This is a genomic window from Nostoc sp. KVJ3 (genome assembly GCF_026127265.1).
GTDB lineage: Bacteria > Cyanobacteriota > Cyanobacteriia > Cyanobacteriales > Nostocaceae > Nostoc.
Genome location: NZ_WWFG01000001.1, coordinates 3098078 through 3124535 on the forward strand (window position 1 = coordinate 3098078; position 26458 = coordinate 3124535).

The window sequence follows — 26458 nt, forward strand, 5'->3', positions numbered from 1 at the left end:
AGATTTTTTAACCTTAATTGAGAAATATTAAGATTTTTGAAAAAGTAATTTAAATAGATTTTTTTGGTGAGAGTAATTAAAATTATGGGCTTTTTGCTCTAATAGCTGCAACCAGAATTCAGATCGGGAACAGCGTCAGCGTCGCATCTGTCCTATCCTGGAGATGGGTAGTGTTGTGGGTGAGAGTGTGTTTTTCAGCGTTGTGATACCGACTTATAATCGCCAACCAATTTTAGAAAAATGCCTCCGCGCCTTGGAGGTGCAGGAGTTAAGTCAGCCAAATTCGGTTACTGGTTACGAAGTTGTCTTAGTAGATGATGGTTCTACTGATGGCACATTGCATTGGTTGGCAGAACACAAAGAAGAGTTTCCCCACGTACGATGGTTTCAGCAAGACCATGCAGGCCCGGCTGCGGCTCGAAATTTGGGGGTAGAACAGGCGTTGGGAGACACCATTATCTTTATTGATAGCGATCTGGTGGTGTTGGAGAACTTCTTGCAAGCTCATGCTGAAGCCCTAATAGAGGGACAAGAGAAATTAAGGAGCGATCGCTTTTTCACTTATGGCGCAGTTATTAATACTTGTAATTTCGACAAACCAACGGCTGAACCCTACAAAGTAACAGATTTTTCAGCAGCTTTTTTTGCTACTGGAAATGTGGCAATTCCTAAACATTGGTTAGAGAAAGCTGGACTATTTGATACCAGTTTTCAACTCTATGGTTGGGAAGATTTAGAATTAGGTGTGAGGCTCAAACAATTAGGTCTGAAACTAATTAAATGTCCAGAAGCCGTTGGATATCACTGGCATGCAGCATTTAATTTAGAGCAAATTCCCCGATTGATTGACCAAGAAATTCAACGCGGAAGGATGGGAGTTTTATTTTATCAAAAGCATCCCACATGGGAGGTGCGAATGATGATTCAAATGACTTGGCTGCATCGCTTGCTTTGGGGAATTTTATCACTTAACGGCGCACTAAATGAGCGGACAATGGCTCCGTTTTTGCAATGGCTAATTAACTTAGGTAAACCACAATTAGCTTTAGAGGTTGCCCGGATTTTCCTCAACTGGTACAACGTGAAAGGTGTATATGAAGCCTATACTCAAATGCAGCAAGTATCATCTTAAATAATTCGTAATTCGTAATACTCCCCAAAGGCGAGAAGCGAGCTACCTATTTTTGTGTCATACATTTTGCATGACTTTTTAACTCCTAAAAAGGCACAAAGTCAACAGCCTAGTACCGCAGGGCGGAATTAAAAATTAAAAATTAAAAACGAATACAGCATGAGGGTTTCATTGATTTGGAATGGGTGGTTTATTTCCGCCGCACTGTACTAGGTTAGGGGTATTATTCGACAGATAGACAGCTAACCCAATGGTATTGAGTTCTGTCGGATTTAAATCTGATTATAAACGGTTAAAATTAGCCATTGAAAACGCGACTGCGCCATTTATTCAACCGGGCTTCTCCAATTGTGGCAGACCGCCGGGCATCAGCAACTTGCTCTTGTAAAGCTGCAATCTGTTTTGCTTGCGCGTCAGCTTGCTGTTGCAAAGATGTATATTCGCCTGTGGTGGTGGTGAAACTGGAAGTCTGCCAACTACTACTAAATTTTGTTGTACCAATGCTGGCAAATGGTCGTAAGTCTGCTAGTTGTTGTTGCAAAGTTGCAATCTGACTTTCTTGGTCTTGAATCTTTTGCCGCAAGCCTTGTTCGGCTTCTGTACGAACTGCAATCAAAGTATTAACTGGAGCAGCAGTTTCTGGTTTCGGCTTGAATATATCAGCAAGGATTGCACTCACATCTGTGGGTTTCTGTTTACCGTAAGGAGTATTGTTAATTAGCGATCGCACCAGTTGAGGTTTATTATTGGTTGCTAGGTTCTTATCACTGCTAGAATTACTCCGCAGCAGTTGGAGCATATTGCTAAATTCTAATATCTTTTTGCCCGTCTGGGTTTTGTAGCCCCGGTAATATGGTACTATATTCTCTCCAAAGGCATTTAAATATTCGTCGCTATCCAGATAAGAATCAATATCTGCTTCAAAACCCTGCTCATCAAGAATATGGCTGTGATATGTCGTCTCAGAATAGTCATCGGGAGCGCGACCTAGCAGGTGTTTGAAGTTCAGTTCAATAGCCCGGTAACGGTAAACGTTATCAAAAAATCTAGAGCGATACAACTCTGATTTGGCAACTTGACGGACAAACTCACGGACATCAATTATACCTTGCTTGAGTTGGGATTCAGGAACGAGCGGCCGCTCACTTTCCATAATGTAGGCATTACCCAACACTTGCCGATAAACTGCCCGAATTACAATTTCAATGTCATCTATTGAAGCAGTAGTCCACAGTTCTATAGGTTCTGTTTGGGGAAATGCTTGATATTGTTGTCGTCTGGTTTGGTCGTCGATGAAGGTTTGCATAGGATTAATATGGGTAGGAGTTAGAAAAAATAAAATTTCTGTAGGTAAGCTAATGCATTGCTTTGTGTCATTAATTTTGATCGGGGAATAAGTTCGTAGTCAGGACTTTAGTCCTGGATTTTTAAGCACTGAAGTACTTACTACAAACTCTTGAAGAAGGCATCTATGCTGAGGGCAGAGGGCAGAAGGAACTTTTTCGTTGGGGATTCAGACCCCAACCAATTGTAAGCACCGTATAGACGGTGGGGTTTTATACCCAAGTTCGGTTCGGTCACAGGCAGAGGGAGGAGGCAGTATTCCCTTCTGCCTTCTGCCTCCTGCCCTCTGCCTTTCTTGATAAAAATTAATGGGATAGACCATTAGATAAAGTCGAGCTTAGGCTAAAGCCGTAACACACTCTACTTCAGATTTACTAATTAACTGGATATTAATATAAGCTATCAAGTTTTGGGGAGTTTTTTAGTTACATTTTCTAACAAACTTAGACGGCTAACTGGTAATAAGTAACGGCTAATCATAAAAAACAATTAGCAATTAAACATTAACAGTTAGCCGTCAACCCTCTTAAGGAGTATTTAAAATTCAAAACTTAATTTTGAATTGGTGTGTAGACACCGCTGGGAAGCATTTTTGCAGTATAGGAACTCTCAAGTGCGCTCATCAAATCTAGTGTAGAAACCACCGTATTTTATCCAGTATTGTTTCAAAGTATGATGAGGCGTATGTAAACTAGCTTTTGCTTGATATAAAATCACTTGGCGATGATCGCCCATCCAAATTTTATTAATGGGGTCAACGGATATTACTGTCCCTCCTAAAGAAGCAACACATTCAGAAAATCTTTCAATGGTCGTATATTCTAATGTCTCGAATATAAAAAAGTTACCCGAACAGATTAAGTGGCGACTGCGAATCCAACAGCGCATCTTTTTTTCAGCCTGTGGAGGTAACATTTTATATTTAACAGATTCAAGCTGAATCAACATAATGCTCTCACCGCTGGTAATTCATCAGCAAAACTTTCCCGTTTTTCAAACTGTAAGGGGCCAGCAGTTGAACCCCATATTTGCTTGTGGGTTTCAATATCCATCCCTTTATCTAGACTTATCCAAGTATGCTCAGTTATTTCTACTTCGCTGACAAGATATGTCTGGCATCCATTGCGCTTAATCAGACATTGATTACCTGGTTCCACACTCCCGCGAAACATTTCACCCTCTCGCTGAAAAACCATTGAACAGTGATAACGCCGTTCTATGCTTTCTGGGGTGATGGTTTTGAGGATATCTAATTCACGAGCCGCACCTGCATAAAGCATCTGGTCTTTTAAGCTGTAATTTTCGATATAAATGCGATCGCCATCATCCACGAGTCTATGTACTCCCTGGCGATAGGGTGTCCATAAATCGTGGTCATAAGCTTGTTCTGAATAAAAACCGATGGTAGAAAAAAATTCAATCGGTAAAGGACGAAAAAAAATGTGAATGTGGGCATAAAGTTGCGGATTTGCAAAAGATTGCTTGTAGTTGCTAAAATCTCCTGCCATCCAACAGGCTAAGGTGAGCAAATCGCTAGCGTTGGTGCTAGATTCACTGGGCGCTATCGTCACGTCGCTTCGCTCCAAATTCAAAATTCAAAATTCTCATAAATTTATTTATGAGCTTGTATCCTTTTATGTTGTAACCTGATATTGCTAACTGGTTGAATTAGACAAAGAGCGAATCTCTGAAGAAAAGGAAGCTGTTGTCACGCCTTTACCATCACTGGTTTTAATTGTCGCTACGCGAAATCGCAGATTTGGGGTAGCAAACCAAATTCGCTCCTCAGCAGCAGCGAGTTCATAAGCTGTCACCAGGGTAAAAATACCATCATCACTCAGATGATATTTACCTACTGCGGGGATTGTTTCGGCGTATCCTTTGTCACGGAGGAGTTTTCCTTTAGAAGGATTTTCGATATCGGGAATTGGCACTAGCACAGTACTACCAGAGATTGCTTTATCATCCCAATCTGACTGACCTTCCCAAGTCATCCGAAAAGGGTGGGTGATAGTGGCGGGGTTGCTATCATACAATTTACAGATTGCTAGCACCGCCGGATCGTCGGTGGATAGAGACTCAATGTCAATGTTAGAAAGCACTTGTTCAAAGTGGGCGAATGCTAAATGATGACCGCTACGCTGCGATCGCCATCGTCCAATTGAAAGTTCAAAGAATTCCGTAATTTCCATTAGAAAAGTGATTTTAAAAAGTAGCTTACAATCCAAGATATATCTTGGTTAAAAAGTTATTCTACTATTCTAGTCAGGAGTTAGGAGAGACGCGATTAATCGCGTCTTTACAATCTCCCCACTCCCTTACTTAGGCAATCTAAGCAACTTCAGTGATGCTGATGATTTTGCCGCCTGTTCTATGAATGTTTTGCACTTGTCCAGACAGTTGGTTGTAGTTAACTACATATTCGAGGTTGCCCAGACGAGTACGGAGATTAGCTGAACCTTTGACTGCCTTAATCAAGAAGCGTTTGCTGGTGCTGCTGACACTAGAACCAGCAGCAGGAGGCTTGATAGATGTAGGTAAGTTTGCACCGATATCGCCGATCAGCTTGGCTTTGCGATCGCTATCGCTGGTAGCGACTCCTCTCAGTAAGGTAAAAGTCCGGTTAAAGGTAACATTTTTAATCCCTACTTGGGAGCTAGTGCTACGAGGATAAGGGACAATATTCTCGCCAAAATTCTGCTGATACTCTTCGCTATCGATATAGGATTCGATTTCAGCATCGTAGCCCTGTTCGTTGTAGATGCGGACGTGTTCGGAAATTTCTGCTTGATCGGCAGGAGGACGACCTAGCAGGTGTTTAAAGTTCAGTTCGATGAACCGATACTGAGAGGAAGAACTGAAAAACAGGGATTGATATAGTTCTGATTTCGCAACGGTGTTGACGAATTCACGGACGCTGATTTTGCGATCGCGCAATTGCGATTCAGCAGTGGCTAGGCGCTCACTTTCTAATAAGTGAGCATTCCCCAAAACCTGTTTGTAAACTGCGCGAATCAGTGTCTGTAATTCACTCTCAGCTATGTTTGGACGCAGTTCAACATTAGGTGAATCAATGACCCAAAGTGACATAGAAGTATCTCCTTAAAAACGTGAATTAAATGAAATCTTTGAGTATTCTCCCCCTTATGGAGGTAGATTTTTGCCTCAGCTGCCAGTTATTTTTGTTACTGACTAGCATTTGTAAAACTTTAGGTTGTTAAAGTGCGTTAAATATCTTCGTATATGACAACTGACGGCAGAACCGATCAAACTCTAGATGGGCGATCGCTTTTAATCAATGATGAATACTGGGCATTTGTGACTGGAGATTGAGTACTGCAAAAATTTTTCCCAATCCCCAATTTCTATTCTTTAAACAATCTTTAGTGATGCTCACCTTTTTCCTAAGCTTAGTTTGTAGATATATTTTCTAGTTGACAGGAGTAATATTGGCAATCACACGGACTTGCTTGTGAATCCGTTGATACTCTTATGAAAGCTGATTGTATGGCACGAAAAATACTTGGTTACTACGGCGAAACTTGGAAAAGCCATTCAAACTATCTCCCAGTTAACAACTAAATTTTATGAGAAGGATATCCAGCAGATGTTAAAAAACTTTACATCTTGATGACAAAGGAGAGGTCATAGAGACTTTAAATCCTTATTAGTCTTGAGGATCTAAGTTTTTGCATCGTTACGCCTTTATACATTCTGATACGATGCCGAAGCCATATTTATTAAAATTTGTGAAGTTAGGTAATACTATTTAGAGTACTCCAAGTAAAAAAATGCCCAATTGTCATTGCGAGCGAAGCGAAGCAATGACGGGTTTTGGATCATTTATTTTTTGGAACACTCTTAGAGAAATTTCAGCTTGTTTTTAGTATTTGATTTGCGATCGCTATGTAGGTAATGATATTGTTGTCCTGCCTTGAGCAAGAGTATTAATTATCCTGAGATACCAGAGTTTATTTCGGTAGGTGGGTAAGAATAAATCAACCTATGTTACGTAATGTAAATTTAATTAAATTGGCTTTTAGCAAGCATATTGAGCGGCTTGACTACAAAGCTGATTGAATTTGGAAAGTAGCCAGTTGACCGATTAAATGGTCAAAATAGGGAGCAAGAGTTTCCTGGTGATTGGCTGGGCAGCGTTTCAAACTAGCAGCCTTGATGCTTTTTAAGCCTAAAAGCATTGCATCTAATGGAACTTGTAATTCTTGATAGAGCAAGTTCATATAATGCAGTCCTCCGGGACTGGTATAGTGAGTGTGCCCACCTGCTATACCATAGGTAATGCAGCGAAGAAAATGCCAAAAATCGCGCCAGCAAGCTTGGGCGCGTTCTGGCGGATAAAGGCCACCTCCCGGCTGAGTAATTTCAGGATAGATGGTCAAAACCTGCTCTCTAGCCTCATCAACAATTTCAACGGCGCGATCGCGTAACAAAACAGCAATAGCAATCAACTCAGAATTATCAGATGACAAGGTTGTAATTTGCAACAAGTCTTCGTCGTTCAAATAGCGAAAAGCATCATCCGCAGCTTGAAATATAGCGATCGCTGCTTTTGGATGGGACTGTTCCCACTCAGCAAAGCTGATAATTCTCGCTTTGGCGATTAATTCTTTGACGGTTTCGCTTAATTGAGTCATTAATTTAGGGAATTGGGAATTGATTAAATCTTCCCAAATGCGATCGCCATTTTTTGACATCTGTAAAATAAAGTAAAGATAGCTCTACCAAATGCACCTATGGAAATCCATCAAATCCAAGCTGAACTGAAGAACCCAGATTTTCAATATCGTTTGAAGGCGATCGCAGCCCTCAATGATTATGAATCAGAAGTTGCAGTTCCTCTGCTAACAACTAAACTTCATGACTCAGAATTTTTGGTGCGTTCTTTTGTAGCAAGAGGTTTGGGTAATCAACAATCAGCAGAATCCTTTGCTGCTTTGATGCAAATAATGAAATTCGACGATACTCCCAACGTGCGAGCAGAAGCGGCAAATTCTTTGTCGCTATTTGGTAGAGTCGCAGTTTCTCATCTAGTTATGGCATTTTATCAGGATGACCACTGGCTAGTTAAGCGGAGCATTTTAGCTGCGATCGCTGAAATGGATTGCCCTGAAGAACTATTTGATATCTGCGTCCAGGGTTTAAAAGACGAAGATTTCACAGTTCAGGAATCTTCTGTTGATGGACTTGGCTTACTAGCTAATTCTAACCAACGGACTGCCGCACTATCCCAAATACTCACCTTAGTGAATGATGAATCTTGGCGGATGCGCGTACGAGTTAGCTATGCCCTCAAACGTTTTGACGAGCCGGAAGCAAAAGCAGCCCTGAACCAACTCAGACAGGATGAGGATCACCGAGTTGTCGGAGCAGCTTTAGAAGACTTGTTGCCACAATAGCAGTATGGGCTTATTTGGAATATTGCGAGCAAACTTATTTGAACGATAACCAATATATTATTTTACCTTAAATTTGACCAAAATATCCGGTCAATCTGCCAAAATCTGGAAGAAAAGATCAACTTTTTCAAGATGAGGAGGCATTTGTGACTGATATACAAACTGGTCAAATGACTTGGCGACTACCAGGTTCCTCAGAATGTGCTTTACATTTGCGGCATAATGCTTCGGAACCTTGGCGATCGTATAAAGAATTTCCACAATATGTTTTATCCGATCCGCCAGGTTTTTCCGAAGGATACGCTACTTTTTTAGCACTTCTAAAAAAGAACTGGCAACTTTTGTAAAGAGTGCTGAGTTGTGAGTGCTGTACATAGATAGCGGGGCGTTTAGCTCGTGCTAAGTACCTAGAAATTAGTTTTTAACTCCTACTCATAACTCACAATTCAGCCCTATATTGGTCAAGCACTCAAACTATCACGAGTTGTTGTGCGGGTGTAGGCGTTCCAAACGTCGAGTTCTGAATATGGACGGCTTTGAAGCATGGCTTTTGTTGCTTCTGTGAGTCCTTGGGCTAAAGTAAAATCTGCCCCAGCAATACTTTGAAGATGCTCCATCTCTGCGTCACTAAGGTCAGCTGCTCGCATATCTGTATGCTGCAAATCGGCTCCAGTCAATCGAGCATTGCGCAAGCAAGCCCCAGTCAAATAAGCTTTCGTCAGATCCGCCCCGCTCAAAGCCGCACCTTGCAAATTGGCTCCTGTCAAATCAGCGCCACTCAGGTAGGCTCCACGCAGATTAGCACCTTGTAAATCTGCATTTCGCAAAGAAGCTGTATTTAGAAAAGCACCATTAAGATTAGCACCGGGCCCTACTGCTCCCGAAGCTTTGTAGTTATAGTCTTGGGGCCATTGCGTATGTGTATCATAACGTGCTACTTGCAGTTTGGCTCCCTGCAAATTAGCGCCACTGAGATTTGCTTGTTGGAGATTAGCACGGTTTAAGTAAGCTCCCTGCAAATTAGCACCACTCAAATCGGCTCCCTGCAAATTAGCGCCTCGCAAATCTGCCTCACTCAAATCGACATTGCTCAAGACTATTTCACTGAGATCGGCTCCTAGTAGCTTGGCTTTACTCAAGTTAGCTTGTTGGAAATCGACTTCCCTGAGATTGAATTGGTACAAATCTACCCAATCTAGAGGGATTCCGGCTTTGAGCGCTTTTAAGATTTCTGGAGGTGGACTAGGGCGATCGCTAGTAATAAGTTGAATTTCACTATTTGTCATTGGTTGATAAAAATATAACTTTTGGAGTTATTCTACACTTTAGCGAAATCGGGCTTCATCTTATTACCCAGTATTCAATAACACCAAAATTTGGTAAAACGAGGTTTTAAAACAGATGCATCTAATACCACCCTTGTCAATGATCGACTTCTTCCGTAAAAGTGAGGGGACATGGTTTACAGAACGCTCCGTTCATCATTTTGACTCGGCAGCCGATGAGTCGGGAGAGTCGAATTTGATCGTGAAAGTGATGGAAAAGAACGATCCAAAAGTCCAAGAAGTCTGTAAAGCCCAAGGGATAGATCCGACTAAAGCAACAGGCGGTGCTAGTTTTGCATGGCAAGCTAACCTAGATACCAGGCTACCTAATAGCGATAATGCTGCCATTTTGGTTGATATTCCCAACGAAACTAAACGTTCTGGAAAACTGATCCGCAACCAAGGCTATGTTGAGAGCATCCCCGTTGTGAGTCGGTATCAGTTTGCCGATGATGGAGTGCTGACGATTGATACTGACTATGACAATAATCAAGGTCAAGAACGTTGTTGGTTTGTTACTGATGATTTTCGTGTCAGGGTTAGTACCGTGCGAATGATGAACGGTGTCAACTTAATGACTTATTGTTCTGAACGCCGCTGTGTTTCCCAAGAACTGCTAAAGCAAATGATCGCTCGTAATCATGCTAGGTAGGGAGTGGGGAAGAGGCAGGGAGCGGGGGGAGCAGGGGGAGCAGGGGAGCAGGGGGAGCAGGGGAGCAGGGGGAGCAGGGGAGGCAGGGGGAGCAGGGGAGCAGGGGAGGCAGGGGAGGCAGGGGAGGCAGGGGAGGCAGGGGAGGCAGGGGAGGCAGGGGAGGCAGGGGGAGAAAGAACTAATGCCCAATGTCCAATTCCCAATTCCCAATTCCCAATCCCCCATTAAGGAATGTTGCTTTGTTTCTCATAAATGAGACGTGTACGATCGACATCATTTATTTTCATGCAAGGGTTAACAAATCATGCTCCATGTATAAGCCTTTCCTGGAATTTTTAGAAAAAGAGCTATTTCAGCGATTTGATTTACAAAGTAGGGTCATTCCCCCTGGTTTGGAATTCAAAGTTAGCGATCGCGGCAGAAACCCTGCAACTATTCGCAGTTGGTGTTACCAATGTCAAGAGTTGCGGAAAATTCGCTATACCTACATTGATGCCGGAGAAAGCGCCCAAATTTTTAACAGCGTGGTTTATCCTAGTCATCACTACGATTTACCTCTTTTAGGGATTGATTTTTTATCTTTTGGAAAAGTCAAAAACTTAATCGTACTTGACTTTCAACCTTTATTCCAGGATGAAGATTATCAAAACAAATATATAGTTCCGCTACAATCTCTCCATAATAAATACCCAGATTTGGCACAAAACTTGGAAATGAAGTTTTACGATGCTAACCAGTATTTTTCTAAGTACCTATTGTTTGCCAAAACAGACCCTGAAACAGTTGCAACGAGAGTTTTTGAAGCTTTTCAGGATTATTTAAACTTGTATTGGCAAATGCTAGTAGATGCAAAACCACTCCAAGATCCAGAAGATATCCAACGGATTGTTAAAGCTCAAAAAGACTACGACCAATATAGTGCAGACCGCGATCCCGCATCTGGTTTGTTTAGCAGTTACTTTGGTCATGAATGGTCGGAGCGTTTTCTCCATGAATTCTTATTTGAAGATGCTGTTCCTCTAGCAGTTAGTGCTGGCAAAAGATAACCGATTCGGGATTGGGGATTATTAATTTTGAATTCGGAGCGAAGCGACGTGACATTATATCAGCCATTTCTCGATTATGCGATCGCTTATATGCGATCGCGCCTGGATTTACAACCCTATCCTATCCCCACTGGGTTTGAGTTTAAAAGCGCTGTTGTGGGCAAAGGCAAAAATCAGGAAGAGGTTGTTACCACAAGTTACGCCTTTCAAACCACCAAATTGCGGCAAATTCGTGCTGCTCACGTCCAGGGTGGAAATTCGCTGCAAGTGCTGAATTTTGTGATTTTCCCCCGTCTCGACTACGATTTACCCTTTTTTGGGGCGGATTTGGTAACGTTGCCAGGAGGACATCTAATTGCTTTGGATATGCAGCCCCTATTCCGAGACGATTCGGCATATCAAGCAAAATATACCGAACCAATTCTACCCATTTTCCACGCGCATCAACAGCATTTATCTTGGGGAGGGGATTTTCCTGAAGAAGCACAGCCATTTTTCTCTCCCGCTTTTTTGTGGACTCGTCCCCAAGAAACGGCTGTAGTCGAAACTCAGGTGTTTGCTGCTTTTAAAGACTATTTAAAAGCTTATTTGGATTTCGTAGAGCAAGCAGAAGCTGTAACAGATTCCCAAAATTTAGTAGCCATTGAGCAAGCCCAACTGCGATACCTGCGATATCGGGCTGAAAAAGACCCAGCACGAGGGATGTTCAAACGTTTCTATGGTGCCGAATGGACTGAAGAGTATATCCACGGCTTCTTATTTGACCTAGAAAGAAATTTGACAGCTATCAACTAATATCGTGTTCGGTTAAAGACGTATTATTAAAACCGCAGAGGGAGCAGGGAAAAAGGGGCGTTGCTGAATCGAGGTATGAACTTGTAGAGACGTAAAATTTTACGTCTCTACAAGGATTTTTCACCGCAATCAGCAACGCCGAAAAAGGTTTTTAAGTTTTGGCACAGACGCATAAATTGAAATTTGACAGACTGTTAGTTTCCTCAAGTAGGATGAAAATAATCGTAAATTTCTTGAGCCAAACGCGGCCCAATTCCTGGAACCTCTGCAAGTTGTGGGGTTGTTGCTTGGCGAATATAATCAACTGAGCGAAAATGCCCTAGTAGCTGCTTTTGTCGATGATGTCCTAAACCAGGAATTTCATCTAAACGCGATCGCTTTAATTTATCACTACGCTGCTGACGATGGAAACTCACCGCAAACCGATGCGCTTCATCCCGCAACCGCCGCAACAACTGTACCCCTGGTTGTTCTGCATCAGTTGTCAAAGGTTTAGATTCTCCCGGTAAAAAAATCTCTTCTCGCTGCTTTGCTAAACTCACAACTCGCAAGTCTTCTAATAAATTCATCTCTTGCAAAACGGCGACGACTGAAGATAACTGACCTTTACCGCCATCAATCATGATTAAATCAGGCCAATCTGGATTACCCAAACGTGACAATTGTGGATCTTCCCCATACTTACGGAAGCGTCGCCCAATGACTTCAGCAAGACTAGCAAAATCATCTGAATGTCCCGCCGTCACGGTAGGATTTTTAATTTTGTAGTGGCGATAATGTTGCTTGGCTGGTAATCCATCGATAAACACTACTTGCGAAGCTACAGCATTTGAGCCTTGAATATGAGAAATATCATAACCTTCGATGCGGTGAGGTACATCTGGTAAATCGAGAATGGCTGCTAAATCTTGCATTGCTTGGTGATTGCGATCGCCAAATTTTTGCATTCTTTGCAATTCATACTGAGCATTTCGCTCTACCATCTCAATTAATTCTGCCTTAGTTTGCCGCAAAGGAGTCAAAATCGTCACTTTTTTCCCTTTACGTTGAGTTAAGACATCCGCCAATATCTCCGCATCTGGTAAATCATGCTGTACCAAAATTTCTAAGGGTATTTCCACTGAGTCAGCAGTTTGGTAATGTTCCTCCAAAGCTCGTTGTAAAATAGCTCCTGGTTCTGCGTGAGCATCCGCCACAAACGCTAAACGCCCTACCAATTGTCCGGCGCGAATCTGGAATAGTTGGATACAAGCGTGTTCTTCATCGGCTGCCAGTGCGATCGCATCCCGTGAAACTGTATCATCTGGTAAGGCTACTTTTTGGTCAGCAGTCAGCGACTTTAACCCAGAAATTTGATCGCGAATCCGCGCTGCTGACTCAAAATTTAAGTCCTCAGCTGCTGTATTCATCTGTTGGGTTAAAATATCAATCAATTCCTGAGTTCGTCCTTGGAATACCATCGCTATCTTTTGGACAATTTTGCGATATTCTTCTGGTGAAGTCAGCTTTTGACACACACCCGGACAACGCCCTAAATCATAATTTAAGCACGGACGGTCTTTAAAAAGTGGTTGAGGTCGTTGTCGCTGGGGAAAGATGCGCTTGCAGATGCGGACAACTTCTCGTAATAAACCAGCATCAGTATAAGGCCCATAAAATTTATCCTTTTCCTTGCCGAATTGACGTTTACGGGTAATAAAAATTCGCGGATAATCTTCAGACCAAGTAATGCAGAGATAGGGATATTTTTTATCATCTTTGAGCAGCACGTTAAAGTATGGCTGGTGCTGCTTGATCAAGTTGGCTTCTAGCGCTAAAGCTTCGGCTTCAGTATCAGTAACGATGAATTCAATTTCTGTCACCAACTTAACCATCGTAGCGATGCGTTCAGTCTTATTGTAGCCATCGCGGAAATAGGAACGGACACGCGATCGCAACTTCCGTGACTTACCTATATATATAATGCGATCGCTGTTGTCCCGCATGAAATAAACCCCCGGTTCCGGTGGAATTTCGGCTAGACGATTTTCCAGTCGTTCTGGCTCTTTAACCAGTGGTAGTATTTGAGTAGATATTGTCACAACCAATATTAAGTAATCTTTATCTATTTTAAGAAAAATTCTTTTTTTGTGCCGATTTCACAGAGTAATTATCAAGTAAATATAAAGTAGGCAGACTTTTCTTGTGTAGAAGCATCTACGGCTACTATAAGTAGTAATACAAAAATAAATATACATTTGTCATTGCGAATGGAGCAAAGCGGAATGAAGCAATCCCAAGAACTTGCGTTCGCGAAGCGTGTCCGAAGGACTTATGCTTTGCTACATTTCATTCTGCTCGCAATGACATAAATATTTTTGCATACGCACCTACGAGTTTTCCAACTGAGTACCCATAGGGTTAAGATTTTTTGATGGAAATTCTAGAGCGTAAAGATGCGATAAATCCCCGTCTCTTGCCTTAACCGAACCGTATTGAGATACTTTGGAGCAGATGAGAGTTTGTCTAGCCGTGTTCTTAGTCGCCGATTGCTACTGTCAGAATAAAAACTTTGCTTTTTGAATCAATCATTGATATTTGAAAATAGACAATAATTTATTATTTCAAACTTTATTTTAGTAATTTAACTAGCTTTGTATGTTTATATTTAAAAGCAATAAAAACTTAAAACGCTGATTATATAAATATCAGATAAGTAAACTATTAACAGAGAATATTTTTGATTTTTAATTGAAATTATAATATTAAGCGATTTAACGGATTTAGTAAGTTAAGTTTACGGATATGATTGGAAATATAGTTATTATAACAGTTGAAGACAAGAGCTAAAGTATGAACTTACAAGACTTTGAAGCCCAGTATCGTGAAGCTATGGCTGAAACGCTCAACGAACTGCAAACCGCAGTTTTGCTATTAGCGCAAGTACAAAATAAAATTTCAAAAATTGGCAATTCTGTGCAAAATATTAGTGAGAAAGTTGAAGAGTTTATTGGAGATCAAAAAGCTGAATAAGTGTATACCCAGCAGAAAAATTTACCTGTGACAACAAGTCAATTCTTCTTCAATTGTAAATATAAGATCCTTGAGTTTTATCGGTTTGACAAAATAGCGACGTGCGCCTAAGCTCAAAGCAAGTTCTTGATCGGCTTTAAAAGCGAAAGCTGAAACCACAATAATAGGTATTTTTGACAAATCAGGTTTTTGTTGAACTTGTTTTAAGAGCGAATAACCGTCAATATCTGGCAACTTCAAGTCTAATAACATTAAATCTGGCTGAAATTTCTCTATAGTCGAGAAAAAAGCAGATCCTTCAGATAAGCTTTGGACATCGTACCCACAGTAATTTAAATAGTCACTCAGTAATAACCTGTTGAGATAATGGTCTTCAACTAGCAAAATTCGTCTAACTTTGTGCGATCGCAATGCCTGGTCTTTATTGAATAATGGTGCTGTCATTGCTACCTATTATCTGATTATCTTAAGTAAAAACCGACGATTATTGCCATAAACTAGAACGATAGTGCATTTGAACTATAAAATTAATAGGGAATTTACTTATGTTATCTAGTAAAAGATATTAATAAATCAAATTTAGATGCACTCCAATACTTAATAGTAGTATGCTTAAACATAATATAAATCAAATGTTAAGCTTTTCTTTACGAGCTTTTTGCAATTTATGGTATTAAATAAAAGACTAATTATAAAAGTCTATTTACCAATTTGTCTGAGTGAAATTACTTAAATAATACAACAAGTAATAATAAGCTAGTTGCCATTCCTAGAAAATTTCTCATCTTGATTTGAGGGTAACTAATGTCATTGGACGAAATTGCTGTTATTAAATACATTAGTAAGGACATCAATACAATATAGGCTCTTACAAACTATTCATTTTTTATAAAAAATATTAGAAATACTAGTAGCAGTCCTAAATCACTCGTGAAAAGTTAGATCCCCGACTTCTCAAAGAAGTCGGGGATCTGGACACTGCGAATTTTCACAAATCAGATAGGATTGCTATATAATCTAGAAAATTAAATTATCTTATTGCTGGAAGGAAGTATTCATAAAAAAAGGGAGTTGTTAGCTCCCTTACTTATTTGTAGTTTTGAAACCGCAATCTTAAATAGATGCTTTTTTAAATTTGCGTTGCGTAGCAAACACACCAGCAACACCCAACAGACCAAGCATTAATGATGGTTCTGGGACTGAGCTTGAAGGAGGCGTGGAAGCGATATATCCCGGTGTCTTCCAAGTGTAATATGCACTGTAGGATAACTTGTCATCAGAGGCTGTAATTCCTGATGCAGTGGGATTAAAGCCGTAAGCGTAGGAGGTTGTACCACCAGTAACTACTTTGGCAATTTCACTAACTCCGATTGGATCTTTGTAGGCATTTAATGTCGCTTGGAAGTTGAGGAGGTCTCTCAATGATATCAGTTTTTGCTGGGTTGACACTGACAGTAATGGAGATAATAAAATCTTGTCAACATCTGAAGCGCTTACAGTGTCTAATGTTTTGCTTCCCAATACTAATTTCAGGGTTGGATTTGTTGCAACTGCATTCCACGCAATATCAAGATTACTCTTAATTGTATCTGAAAGTTTGGTCTTTACATCCAAATTACCAACCAATTGCAGTTGTACACCGCCATTTTGACCGAATTGGAAGCCACCAATGTTAGGATCTCCTATACCCAATGAAGGAAAAGAACTTATTATTGATGATTTGGTAGTGTCTGAAAACCCATTCCACACTGACTGGAATGGAGTATAGGCATTTAACAAATCACTCACCCATTGGGAACCAAAACTACTCCAGTCAGCAGCAGTGACACTGCTAACGGTAGCACTGTATTTTCCTTCTGTAGCGGTGAAGCCAACGTTAGAATCTGGGGTTTCGGTACTATACCAAAGCTCGACGTTAGAAGTGGGGTCGCTATCTGTCAAAGCTTTGATGGCAGCGTCAGTACCACCTTGTACATTCCCTCTAGTGAAGGTACCATCTGAGCCGCCATTGTAAGTGTTAATTTCTGCTGTATTATTGAAGCTAAAAGATGTAGCGTGTGCTGGAGCAGTGGCAAGAGCGCTCATACCAATAGCCATTGAAGTGCCAATTACAAGTTTCTGGAAATTCATTTTCATTTTTTCAAGTCTCTGTCAGTTTGGAAGTTAAGTTTTAAACTATTGCCGTTTATAGACTTGGGCTGTCTTGACTACAAGCTTTTGGCAATACGTGGGCTTGAAAACGCCACCTGTATTGTTAGCTATCTTTGGTAGCTTTGCGTACAAACCTACTTTAAGAGACGGGGAGACTTGATTGGGTAAAGTTCCGGCTGATTATAAATAAAAGAATGACTAATATTTCTATATCTTCATACGTTTAATTACTTGTTCTTCTGGTTTTTTATAGCAATAAATATTACGTTAAGTTATTTTAAGATTAAGTATAATACGGTCATTAACAAAGGCGCATAGATGTGCGCCCTTGCTGCGTCTTAGATCCATAGACTTCGCGGCAAAAAATCTTTGATGTTCAGCTTGGGAAAAAATTTAATGAAGGAACTGAGAAATTTTTTCCACAGCAGCTTCTAACAAAGGTGGCTCATGTACCAAGGCAAAACGGACATACCCTTCGCCTGATTTGCCAAAGCCAGCACCTGGTGAAGCAGCTACACCCGTTTGTTTAACTAACTGAGTACAAAATTCTATGGAGTTTTGACTCCAAGGTGAGGGTAATTTTGCCCAGATGTACATTGTGGCTTTGGGAGTAGGAACATTCCAGCCAATGCGGTGTAAAGCTGTGATGAAAGTATCACGGCGCTGCTGGAAGGTAGCGACAGCAGATTTTACGCCGATTTGAGGGCCAGTTAGGGCTGCGATCGCACCATTCAAAATTCCTCGATACTGATTAAAATCAACGGCGGCTTTTACCTGGCGTAAGGCGTTAATTAACTCAGCATTACCAATGGCGTAGCCAATACGGAAGCCGCCCATATTGTAGGACTTGGAAAGGGTAAAAAATTCAATCGAGACGCTTTTCTCTGGATCGGCTTGCAGAATTGAGGGAATTGGGCATTGGGCATTGGTTATTTCCTTGTCTCCCTCATCTCCCCACTCCCCAGTTTCTGCAAATACTAAATCTACATAAGGGAAATCGTGAACCAGGGCGAGATTGTGTAGTTGACAGAAGGCGACAGCTTCTTGGAAGAAAGATATTGGAGCGATCGCGGCGGTGGGATTGTGAGGATAACTTAATACCATCATCCGCGACTGAGCTAAAACTGGGGCAGGAATATCAGCAAACACTGGTAAAAAAGCGTTTTCTGCCCGTAATGGCATCGGGTAGATTTGACCGCTGGCTAGATAGACTCCCCCCGCATGAGAGGGATAACCAGGATCGAGCAACAGGGCAAAATCTCCGGGATTGAGCAATGCTAGGGGTAAATGGGCTGTACCTTCTTGAGAACCAATCAGAGGTAGTACCTCAGTTTGGGGATCGACTTTGATCCCAAATTTTTGCTCGTACCAGCTAGCTGCGGCTTCACGAAACCCAAGGGTTCCATTAAACAACAGATAGCCGTGGGTACTGCGATCGTGGAGAGATTGGGCGATCGCCTCGATGACGTGTGCCTCAGCAGGTAAATCAGAAGACCCCAACGACAAATCAATTACTTCTTGTCCAGAGGCCAAAGCGATCGCCTTGGCTCTGTCCATATCAGCAAATACATTAGATCGCAGGGGTTGTAAACGCTTTGCAAATTGCATATTAGTCATTAGTAATTAGTCATTAGCTATGGACTATTGACTAATTAGCATTTAAGTGGGTATCTAAGAGTTCGAGTAATTTATCTTTACCGATGACTCCCTCAGTCGAAATTAAAACTTCCTGGCCCTGAAATAGTCTGAGGGCTGGTACGCCTTCCACTTGGTACTGCTTAACAGTGAGTGGATTGGGGTCAATTTCCATTTTCACGACTTTGAGGCGATCGCTATATTTAGTAGCAGCTAAGTTAATCATGGGCGACATCAATTGACAAGGCCCACACCAGGAAGCCCAAAAGTAAACTAATACAGGCTGTTCAGCTTTTAACACTTCTGTTTCAAACTCAGCATCAGTTATGGTGATTACAGCCTTACTCATTGCAGTCTCCATCAGGTGGCGATCGAAGTTGGCACACACAATACTTTATCCCAAAGTCGTCAATAGTCCATAGTCAATAATTTATAGTTATTAAGACTCTTAACTATTGAATAATGATGTAAAATCCCACAACCAACAGGCGTGGGACTGACTCAAATAAGTTTTTTGGCAATTTTATAGTTGATCCAATTGCTTGCGTAAAGAATCTAACTCAGCATCAACCACCTCATTAGACTTAGGAGCAGCAGTTTGTTGTTGTGGTGGCAGTTGGGGTTGATTTTGTGGAGTAGCGGGTGGTAGCATTTGCGCTTTCAAAGCTGCCAATTCATCATCAACATCGCTACTACCTTCCAAGCGAGCAAATTGGCTTTCTAAATCTGCACCTGCTAACTCTCCTGCGGACTGAGCCCGGGCTTCTTGCATCAAGACTTTTTCTTCCATCCGCTCGAAGGCAGACATTGCACTGCTGGTATTCATGCCACTGACCATGTTTTGCAGTTGCTCTTGGGCTTTGGCAGTGGTGATTCTAGCTCTGAGCATTTCTTTCTTAGTTTTAGCCTCAGAAATCTTGCTTTCCAGCTGGATTAAGTTCCGCTTGAGGGTTTCAACTTGAGTGCTTTGGGTATCTAAACTAGATTTGAGGGCGGCGCTGGTATCAGTATAAGTTTTTTTGCGCTCTAGGGCTTGTCGTGCTAAGTTCTCATCACCTTTTTGTAGGGCTAATTGGGCATTGCGTTGCCACTTATTGATTTCATTTTGGGCATCATTATACTGTTTCTCACTGCGTTTTTGGGCGGCGATCGTCTGGGCTACTCCCTGACGCAGCTGTACCAAGTCTTCCTGCATTTCCAGGATGGCTTGTTCTAACATTTTTTCGGGGTCTTCGGCTTTGTTAACCAGGTCGTTGAGGTTAGAACTAACTACTCGCTTAATGCGATCGAATAATCCCATAACTTTGTTTTTCCTTGTTTGGTTTACGCCTTGGGTTGGACAGTTAGCTTTTTTACTTTTTAATAGCTACCTATTTCAATGTAATCTTTCCGGTTTGAATCAGTACCTTCTCACAACTCTTAATTGTTAAGATATCTCTAAACTGGGGTAATTAGCCGCACTTCAGGAGTCTTGAGTTTTGGGTAACTGCTGTTGGGGAGGCTGTGCTGTATTCTGGCTGTCCTCGGTGAGGGGACTGTTATGCTGTGTGTTTTCTGCCTGATTTAAAACCTGCATCTTCATCGCTGCTAATTCAGCATCCACATTATTAGATTCTAAAGAAGTAAATTGTGTTTCCAAATCGTCGCTACCGAGTTGTGCGATGGCTTCTGAATGAGCTTCTATTTGCAAAACTTTTTCTTCCATCCGCTCAAAGGCGCTTAGGCTGCTGGTAGCAGAACCAGTACCGAGCATTTCCTGGAGACGATAAGAGGCTTCCGCAGAACGGGCGCGAGCAATATACATATCTTTTTTTGTTTTCGCCTCGGCAATTTTTAATTCTAGCGATCGCATATCCTTTTTTAGCCTAGCGACTATATCGTTTTGCTGCTCTATCTGGGAAAATAGGGCTGTAGTGGTTTCTTTATAAGCCTGGCGCTTAGTCAAAGCTTCGCGTGCTAGAGGTTCATTGCCTTGTTGCAGGGCTAATTGGGCGCGGCGATACCATTCTTCTGTTTGAGACTGAGCCGCCGCCGCCTGTCGTTCAGTCCGTTTTTGGGTAGCGATCGCTTGTGCTACACCCTGCCGCAATCGCACCAGATTTTCTTGCATCTCCAGAACAGTTTTCTCGAGAATCTTTTCTGGATCTTCTGCACCCCGGATCAAACTATTGAGATTAGCGCGAATCACCCGCAAGATACGCTTGATTAATTCCATGTCGGCTCTCCATTCACGAAACTCAATGCTGTTAGCGATAGCGGGGCGCGGAGATTTTTGCAACTCACGGCTACTGAACCCTTGCCTTAATTCCCTTTGCCTGTAATAATTTCATCTGTTTTTGTACTTGCTCTTTAGTCTTAAAAGCACCCAGATAAATCAATTGTTTGTCGAGTGATAAATAAGCATCGGGAACTACTTGCCGTGCCGAGTCTAAAACCGCGCCTTTATTATCTATCACTATATGATAGAACCCATCTGTTCCTGGTTTAATTTCTGCATTCGCCTTTGGTGGGGTTGCGATTGGTTTGGGCGAGGTTTTTGTCGTTGAAGTCGGAGGCAAATTCAACAGAGGCAAGGTTTGTACCGTCGTCGGTACTGGTGCTGAAGCGATCGGATTTGTCGGTTTTAGGGCTGTGTTGGGCACTGGCAATACCGCTTGCGGATTTGCAGGGTTTTGGGGAACGACTGGGTTAGGCACTACTGCGAGGGTTGGCTGGACTTTAGGTTCTAAGCCGACTACATCATTAGGATCTCTGACTTCAGGAAACTCTTGAGTCGCTAGATTAGGATACTTGGGTATAGATGTGCTTGGTGGCTGGATCTGCTGAGGTTGGACATTACTCCCAACTTGCTCAGTATTTTCTGGTGTGGGAGACGAGTTCCTGTTAAACAAATTGGCTAAATTCCATTGTGATAAGCCTTTGGGATTGAACACGACATAACCCAAGGTAAGACTTGCTAGTAATAGTAGCAACATTGAGCCGATGCCTAAAGGTGATAGCAGACTGTCGCTAGAATTGCTTGGTGTCTTGGTTTCTGATTGTTCTTCTGTCAGACTTCGCAGAAGTGCTTCACTAGATTCTAAATAGTCATCTGGGTGCTTAGGGGTGTTATCTGGCTGCAAGAGATTTTCGCTTTTAGTATTTTTAACAATTGCTGACACGATGCTGCTACTAAAGTTGGGCGGCGGCGGTGGAAGTTGAGTTTGGGTTTTAGTAGAATCGGGAGTGGAGGGCACATTGATATTGTTTAGTTCTTCTGTATCTGTCGTAGCTGGTGCTGGGTTCATCTCAAGATTCACAGCTACAGAAGATACTGGTGGTACGTCAATTTTTACTGTGGCTGGTTTTACTGTAGCTGGCGCTGGGGTTCCCGGATGATTCACAGGTACAGATGCAGACGGCAAGTTAGTTTTAATTTCCCTTACTGATGACGGAATTGGGCCCGATGTTGTAGGAATGACAGTCAAAGACTGGGCTTGACTGCTCATGTAACTTGCAACACGGCGCTGGTTCGATGACACCACACCATTTCGCATACGTCGGTATCGAGCTAATTCTTGATCTAGCGGCACCTCTAAACTCGCTAGTGCTGCTGCTAGTGCTGGTTTCAATCCAGGTGTTTTAGACGATTGAGTACTGGAAGTACCGGAATCGTTTAGGGGGTTTTGAGTCATTGCCTCTGTGCCTCAAACTTAGATTGCTGGAATTAACTTTAGATATATTTGTGACAATAGTAGCGGAAATTATTTAAATAGATAGATTAGGAATTGGGCATAGTTATTCTCCTTATCGTCTTGTTTTTCTGATTTCCCTCATGTAGAGACGCGATTAATCGCGTCTCTACTCCTTACTCAGCACTTTTAATTATGTCGTTGAAATCAATTAATGAAATTTTAGGCGTTCTAGAAAAACAGGCTAAATGGCAGGAGCAACCATTTCAACACTTACTTAAATGTTGGGCAGAAGTTGTTGGGCTAGTAGTTGCGGCAAACACTCGACCATTGTCGATTCAACGCGATGTTTTATCGGTAGCAACTTCTAGTGCTGCTTGGGCACAAAACCTGACCTTTGGTCGTACGTCTCTGCTTTTAAAGTTGAATAAAAAGTTGCTAACTCCTTTGGTTGATATTCGCTTCTCTACTGCTAACTGGCAGAATCCATCTGTGGAGAGAAAACAGCAACAAACAGTTTCGCCTCATGAGCATCCTAGTTATCTTGGTGATGAGATTAGCCGCTCTGATGTTACACCCACCAAGGATGTGAATACTGCTTTTGGGCATTGGACGAAGATCATGCGATCGCGATCGCATGGCTTACCCCTTTGTCCCCAATGTCAATCTCCTACACCATCGGGTGAACTCCAGCGATGGCAAGTCTGTTCTATCTGTGCTGCTAAAAAGTTTTAAATTTTTCTATCCTAGCAGAAGTTATTCGGAAGTAACCACTTACTCGTCACATAAAATATTTTTGATTCTTTAGAAAAAATATATTTTACTGCTAAATTCTGGCTAATGTGGTAAGCAACGCAGACGATTTATCTGAAATTCTATGTTTGAAGTCATCCTTAAGGATGAAGTTAAAAGGCTAGATAAATCAAAAGCCTTACTTTTCATCTTGATCCCTAATAATTTTTAGACGAAATCTATATGTAACCACTTTCATGATTATTTAAATATATAACAAGATTATAAAAATATCCTGAAGTTTATTTTTTACTTGGGATCGCTGAAACCTATAGATAATAATGTTTTTTTGGCTCTTATCCATCTTTATATATAGAAGCAGAATAGAAGGGTGAAATTCAGCTAGAAACGTCCCTAAAGATGAATCCAAATGAAACCCATTAAATTTTTAGCATCTGCCTGTAAATATTGCCGTCATTACCAGCCAGAAGGTCGCCGTGGCGGAATGTGCCAGCAGTTGGGAGCGCCAGTTCAAGCGACTTGGAAGGCTTGCTCTTTGGCGCTCCCACCTTTTGCACCTTCTTGGGAAACTTTGGAAGATGCTTGGACTTTGCCGGATGCAACACCAGTGTTAGCTTGTTCTCATTCCCTCGCCTCAGATGTAGACAATACTGCTCTTGCCCCCATAGAGGAAATAACTGCCTCCATATCCGAACAGGTAAAGACTAACGCGATGGTTAGTTAGTCATCCATTATTACTAGACTGAGTTTGTAGTCTGTTTAAAATAAGATTTGTTTTTAAGGTTTTTAGTGCTGTAAAAGTTTACATTTATAAAAATCGCACCTCAATCAAGGGTGCGATTTTTACAATTCTAAGGTAGCCAAGGAAAAGAGCGAAAATCTGGTGGACGCTTTTCTAGAAAGGCTTGTTTGCCCTCAGACCCTTCTTCTGTCATGTAATAAAGTAGGGTGGCATTGCCAGCTAGCTCTTGTAAACCAGCTTGTCCGTCACAATCAGCATTGAAGGCGGCTTTGAGACATCGAATTGCGATCGGACTTTTTTCTAAAATCTCCTGCGCCCATTGAATACCTTCCGCTTCTAGTTGTTCCACTGGGACAACACAATTAATTAAACCCATTTCTAGAGCTTGTTGGGCATCATATTGGCGGCAGAGAAACCAAATCTCTCTAGCTTTTTTTTGTCCCACAATGCGGGCGAGATAGCTGGCTCCAAAACCACCATCGAAACTACCGACTTTGGGGCCAGTTTGTCCAAAAATGGCGTTATCGGCAGCGATGGTAAGGTCGCAAATCAAGTGTAAGACGTGTCCACCACCGATCGCATATCCAGCCACTAAAGCAATCACCACTTTCGGCATAGAACGAATCAGGCGTTGTAAGTCCAGCACATTCAAGCGAGGGATGCCAGTGTTATCGACATAACCAGCATGTCCGCGTACACTTTGATCGCCACCAGAACAGAAGGCATATTTACCATCAGTATGCGGCCCATAACCAGTAAATAGAACAACACCAATAGTAGTATCTTCACGAGCATTACAGAAAGCATCGTACAGTTCAAAGACTGTTTCAGGACGGAAAGCATTGCGTTTGTGGGGACGGTTGATGGTGATTTTTGCAATGCCATCAGTTTTTTGATACAGGATGTCTTCGTAGGTTTTGGCAGTTTGCCAGTTAATTTGCATTGGTATGAAGTGCGCTATTGTGCTTGAGAATTTTATCGCGGACGTAGGGACATGCGATACCTGCGGTGGGCTACACCTACGCTAAAAGGCGTTGCTGAATGTAGAATTCCTATAGGAATACTTATTATTAAATTAGATATACAGTTGAGCCTCAAATAGCTGTATAGTTAGTAAATGTCGCAGCCGATACATTTTTTGAGGAAATAGGCTATTGAGTAGGAGCTAAGACTCAAGAGCTTTCTTCTTCCTCCTTAAGTTATCTACTGTAGCTACCAACTTTCTTTTTAGGATTTCGACATCTCTACCCCTAATGCTGATTGACCCTTGGAGTTCGCATAGCATCTTTGACAGGAGAGGAGTTAACCAAAAAACGGGATAAAAAGCATAACTTTAAGTCAGGCGATCGCAGATTATTTAACTTTTGCCAAAGGAAATAGACAATTTTGTATTTGAATACAAATAATATTTCTCTAGAGTTATTTCTCTCTGATGATACAAAAATAACAGTATTTTAGGTTTTGCGATCGCCACCAAACCTAAAATTATTTTTAACTTGACTATAACTTAGCGGAACTAAAGCTAATTTAATAACTCTTGTCACTTTTCGTTAGTAGTAATAGTTTCAAGCGTTTTTACCTTTAATAATATAGTTGTGTTTATTCCTGCCAAATCAATTATTAGTTTGCAGTTAAATAAATCAGCAAATATTAAATTAGTGAAATGCGTCTAAATACTACACTAAATCGAGGGGATTCTCGTACTTTAATGAATTATTAATTACTGGAAAATAAGCCTTGCTATTAAATATTAAATATGTCATATTAGATACTTAAATTGAGAATCAGTAATATTTACAATAATGTTAACAACATCTCTAAGAATGCTGAATGAGCATTATCAATTTCTCAACAACGAAGGTGAAGATGTTATTCAAGGATTAACTCAAAGTCCCAAAACTTTACCCCCTAAATATTTTTACGACGATCGCGGTTCAGAATTATTTGAAAAAATATGTGAACTACCAGAATATTACCCAACACGAACGGAAGCATGGATTTTGCAGCAATATGCCGATGAAATAGCTCAGATAACAGGTAATTGTGAACTTGTAGAATTAGGTAGTGGCAGTTCTACAAAAACTCTCTTTTTGTTAGATGCTTACCAAAAAATTGCTAGTTCCTGTAGATATATACCCATTGATGTTAGTCATGGAATCTTAAAATCTAGCGTACTAAAGCTACAACAAAAATATCCGAATTTCTTTGTTGAAGGATTAATAGGAACTTATGAACAAGCCTTGATGAAGCTAGAATCAACATTTGCATCATCACGGATGATTTTTTTCTTGGGCAGTTCTCTTGGTAATTTTAACCCACAAGAATGTGATGATTTTTTAAAACAAATTACTAGGACTTTACAACCAAGTGACTACTTTCTTTTGGGGATTGATTTACAAAAACCTAAAGAAATTTTGGAGCCGGCTTATAACGATAGTCAGGGAGTAACTGCTGCTTTTAACTTGAATATTCTTTCCCATTTAAATTGGCGTTTTCAAGGGAATTTTGACCTCAACTTATTCAATCACCAAGCTATTTATAATCAAAGTGATGCTCAAGTTGAGATGTACCTGCATTGTCAAAAGAGTCATGAGGTATCTCTAGAAGCCCTAGATTTACAAGTTTTATTTGCTGATGGAGAGAGCATTCTCACCGAAATTTCGCGCAAGTTTGATTTACTAAAGATGCAAAAACAACTTGAGACACACGGGCTTAAGACCGTGAAAATTTGGACAGATCCCAAGCAGTGGTTTGGGTTAATTCTTTGTCAAGCTTAAGTTTTG

General features: G+C 41.3%; 27 protein-coding genes. 10 read left to right on the forward strand and 17 right to left on the reverse strand.

Features of this window, described 5'->3' with window-relative positions:
* Positions 1-163: 163 nt before the first annotated feature.
* A complete protein-coding gene (locus GTQ43_RS12120) occupies positions 164-1132 on the forward strand; it encodes a glycosyltransferase family 2 protein (protein ID WP_265272852.1) in 969 nt (322 codons plus the stop codon).
* 298 nt (positions 1133-1430) lie between these two features.
* On the opposite strand, the gene GTQ43_RS12125 is transcribed toward GTQ43_RS12120, so the two are convergent.
* The 7 genes from GTQ43_RS12125 to GTQ43_RS12155 all read right to left on the reverse strand — a co-directional run bounded on the left by GTQ43_RS12125 (position 1431) and on the right by GTQ43_RS12155 (position 7191).
* Positions 1431-2438 (reverse strand): phycobilisome rod-core linker polypeptide, encoded by a 1008-nt coding sequence (locus GTQ43_RS12125; protein WP_265272853.1) that lies wholly within the window; start codon positions 2436-2438, stop codon positions 1431-1433.
* A gap of 647 nt (positions 2439-3085) precedes the next feature.
* On the reverse strand, positions 3086-3424 hold the full coding sequence (locus GTQ43_RS12130; RefSeq protein ID WP_265272854.1) for a CpeR family transcriptional regulator: 339 nt from the start codon (positions 3422-3424) through the stop codon (positions 3086-3088).
* Complete coding sequence (locus GTQ43_RS12135; protein WP_265272855.1) at positions 3418-4047, reverse strand: chromophore lyase CpcT/CpeT; 630 nt, start codon at positions 4045-4047, stop codon at positions 3418-3420. Before GTQ43_RS12135 ends, GTQ43_RS12130 begins: the two co-directional genes overlap by 7 nt.
* A gap of 84 nt (positions 4048-4131) precedes the next feature.
* Positions 4132-4668, reverse strand: coding sequence for a phycobiliprotein lyase (locus GTQ43_RS12140; protein WP_265272856.1), 537 nt, complete (start codon positions 4666-4668; stop codon positions 4132-4134).
* A 139-nt stretch (positions 4669-4807) separates the two neighbouring features.
* Positions 4808-5566, reverse strand: coding sequence for a phycobilisome rod-core linker polypeptide (locus GTQ43_RS12145; RefSeq protein WP_265272857.1), 759 nt, complete (start codon positions 5564-5566; stop codon positions 4808-4810).
* Between the two features lie 400 nt (positions 5567-5966).
* The gene (locus GTQ43_RS12150) at positions 5967-6035 is read right to left on the reverse strand and encodes a phycobilisome linker polypeptide (RefSeq protein ID WP_265273744.1); all 69 of its coding nucleotides are present in this window, start codon (positions 6033-6035) and stop codon (positions 5967-5969) included.
* Positions 6036-6540: 505 nt separating this feature from the next.
* A complete protein-coding gene (locus GTQ43_RS12155) occupies positions 6541-7191 on the reverse strand; it encodes a phycobilisome protein (RefSeq protein ID WP_265272858.1) in 651 nt (216 codons plus the stop codon).
* A gap of 39 nt (positions 7192-7230) precedes the next feature.
* Between GTQ43_RS12155 and GTQ43_RS12160 the strand changes: the two genes are divergently transcribed.
* A complete protein-coding gene (locus GTQ43_RS12160; protein WP_265272859.1) occupies positions 7231-7893 on the forward strand; it encodes a HEAT repeat domain-containing protein in 663 nt (220 codons plus the stop codon).
* Between the two features lie 146 nt (positions 7894-8039).
* Complete coding sequence (locus GTQ43_RS12165) at positions 8040-8240, forward strand: hypothetical protein (RefSeq protein ID WP_265272860.1); 201 nt, start codon at positions 8040-8042, stop codon at positions 8238-8240.
* 114 nt (positions 8241-8354) lie between these two features.
* Here GTQ43_RS12165 and GTQ43_RS12170 read toward each other — a convergent pair whose 3' ends face one another.
* Entirely contained in the window at positions 8355-9179 is an 825-nt protein-coding gene (locus GTQ43_RS12170; protein ID WP_265272862.1) for a pentapeptide repeat-containing protein, read from the reverse strand.
* Positions 9180-9294: 115 nt separating this feature from the next.
* Between GTQ43_RS12170 and GTQ43_RS12175 the strand changes: the two genes are divergently transcribed.
* From GTQ43_RS12175 to GTQ43_RS12185, 3 genes are all read left to right on the forward strand, one after another.
* Positions 9295-9870, forward strand: coding sequence for a phycobiliprotein lyase (locus GTQ43_RS12175; protein ID WP_265272863.1), 576 nt, complete (start codon positions 9295-9297; stop codon positions 9868-9870).
* Between the two features lie 311 nt (positions 9871-10181).
* Positions 10182-10916 carry a 15,16-dihydrobiliverdin:ferredoxin oxidoreductase gene (locus GTQ43_RS12180; RefSeq protein WP_265272864.1) on the forward strand — a complete coding sequence of 245 codons (735 nt, stop codon included), beginning with the start codon at positions 10182-10184 and terminating at the stop codon, positions 10914-10916.
* Between the two features lie 48 nt (positions 10917-10964).
* On the forward strand, positions 10965-11711 hold the full coding sequence (locus GTQ43_RS12185) for a phycoerythrobilin:ferredoxin oxidoreductase (RefSeq protein ID WP_265272865.1): 747 nt from the start codon (positions 10965-10967) through the stop codon (positions 11709-11711).
* A 203-nt stretch (positions 11712-11914) separates the two neighbouring features.
* Here the strand turns inward: GTQ43_RS12185 and uvrC are convergent, their stop codons facing one another.
* A complete protein-coding gene (gene uvrC / locus GTQ43_RS12190) occupies positions 11915-13792 on the reverse strand; it encodes an excinuclease ABC subunit UvrC (RefSeq protein WP_265272866.1) in 1878 nt (625 codons plus the stop codon).
* Positions 13793-14543: 751 nt separating this feature from the next.
* On the opposite strand from uvrC, the gene GTQ43_RS12195 reads away from it, so the two are divergent.
* Positions 14544-14723, forward strand: coding sequence for a hypothetical protein (locus GTQ43_RS12195; RefSeq protein WP_265272868.1), 180 nt, complete (start codon positions 14544-14546; stop codon positions 14721-14723).
* A 21-nt stretch (positions 14724-14744) separates the two neighbouring features.
* On the opposite strand, the gene GTQ43_RS12200 is transcribed toward GTQ43_RS12195, so the two are convergent.
* The 7 genes from GTQ43_RS12200 to GTQ43_RS12230 form a co-directional block, all read right to left on the reverse strand.
* Positions 14745-15167, reverse strand: a complete 423-nt coding sequence (locus GTQ43_RS12200) for a response regulator (protein ID WP_265272869.1) — start codon at positions 15165-15167, stop codon at positions 14745-14747.
* Between the two features lie 669 nt (positions 15168-15836).
* Positions 15837-16853: an NF038130 family PEP-CTERM protein gene (locus GTQ43_RS12205; protein WP_321162466.1), complete on the reverse strand. Its 1017-nt coding sequence runs from the start codon at positions 16851-16853 to the stop codon at positions 15837-15839.
* Positions 16854-17267: 414 nt separating this feature from the next.
* Complete coding sequence (locus GTQ43_RS12210) at positions 17268-18482, reverse strand: LL-diaminopimelate aminotransferase (protein WP_265273745.1); 1215 nt, start codon at positions 18480-18482, stop codon at positions 17268-17270.
* A gap of 40 nt (positions 18483-18522) precedes the next feature.
* Complete coding sequence (locus tag GTQ43_RS12215) at positions 18523-18858, reverse strand: thioredoxin family protein (protein ID WP_265273746.1); 336 nt, start codon at positions 18856-18858, stop codon at positions 18523-18525.
* A gap of 174 nt (positions 18859-19032) precedes the next feature.
* Positions 19033-19809, reverse strand: a complete 777-nt coding sequence (locus tag GTQ43_RS12220; protein ID WP_265272871.1) for a PspA/IM30 family protein — start codon at positions 19807-19809, stop codon at positions 19033-19035.
* Between the two features lie 162 nt (positions 19810-19971).
* Complete coding sequence (locus GTQ43_RS12225; protein ID WP_265272872.1) at positions 19972-20724, reverse strand: PspA/IM30 family protein; 753 nt, start codon at positions 20722-20724, stop codon at positions 19972-19974.
* Between the two features lie 70 nt (positions 20725-20794).
* Positions 20795-22183, reverse strand: a complete 1389-nt coding sequence (locus GTQ43_RS12230) for a hypothetical protein (RefSeq protein WP_265272873.1) — start codon at positions 22181-22183, stop codon at positions 20795-20797.
* A 192-nt stretch (positions 22184-22375) separates the two neighbouring features.
* Between GTQ43_RS12230 and GTQ43_RS12235 the strand changes: the two genes are divergently transcribed.
* Together GTQ43_RS12235 and GTQ43_RS12240 are read left to right on the forward strand one after the other, a co-directional pair.
* Positions 22376-22915 (forward strand): DUF721 domain-containing protein, encoded by a 540-nt coding sequence (locus GTQ43_RS12235; protein WP_265272874.1) that lies wholly within the window; start codon positions 22376-22378, stop codon positions 22913-22915.
* Positions 22916-23342: 427 nt separating this feature from the next.
* A complete protein-coding gene (locus tag GTQ43_RS12240; RefSeq protein ID WP_265272875.1) occupies positions 23343-23657 on the forward strand; it encodes a hypothetical protein in 315 nt (104 codons plus the stop codon).
* Between the two features lie 127 nt (positions 23658-23784).
* On the opposite strand, the gene menB is transcribed toward GTQ43_RS12240, so the two are convergent.
* Positions 23785-24618 carry a 1,4-dihydroxy-2-naphthoyl-CoA synthase gene (gene menB / locus GTQ43_RS12245; protein WP_265272879.1) on the reverse strand — a complete coding sequence of 278 codons (834 nt, stop codon included), beginning with the start codon at positions 24616-24618 and terminating at the stop codon, positions 23785-23787.
* 859 nt (positions 24619-25477) lie between these two features.
* On the opposite strand from menB, the gene egtD reads away from it, so the two are divergent.
* On the forward strand, positions 25478-26452 hold the full coding sequence (gene egtD, locus GTQ43_RS12250; protein WP_265272881.1) for an L-histidine N(alpha)-methyltransferase: 975 nt from the start codon (positions 25478-25480) through the stop codon (positions 26450-26452).
* Positions 26453-26458 lie beyond the last annotated feature (6 nt).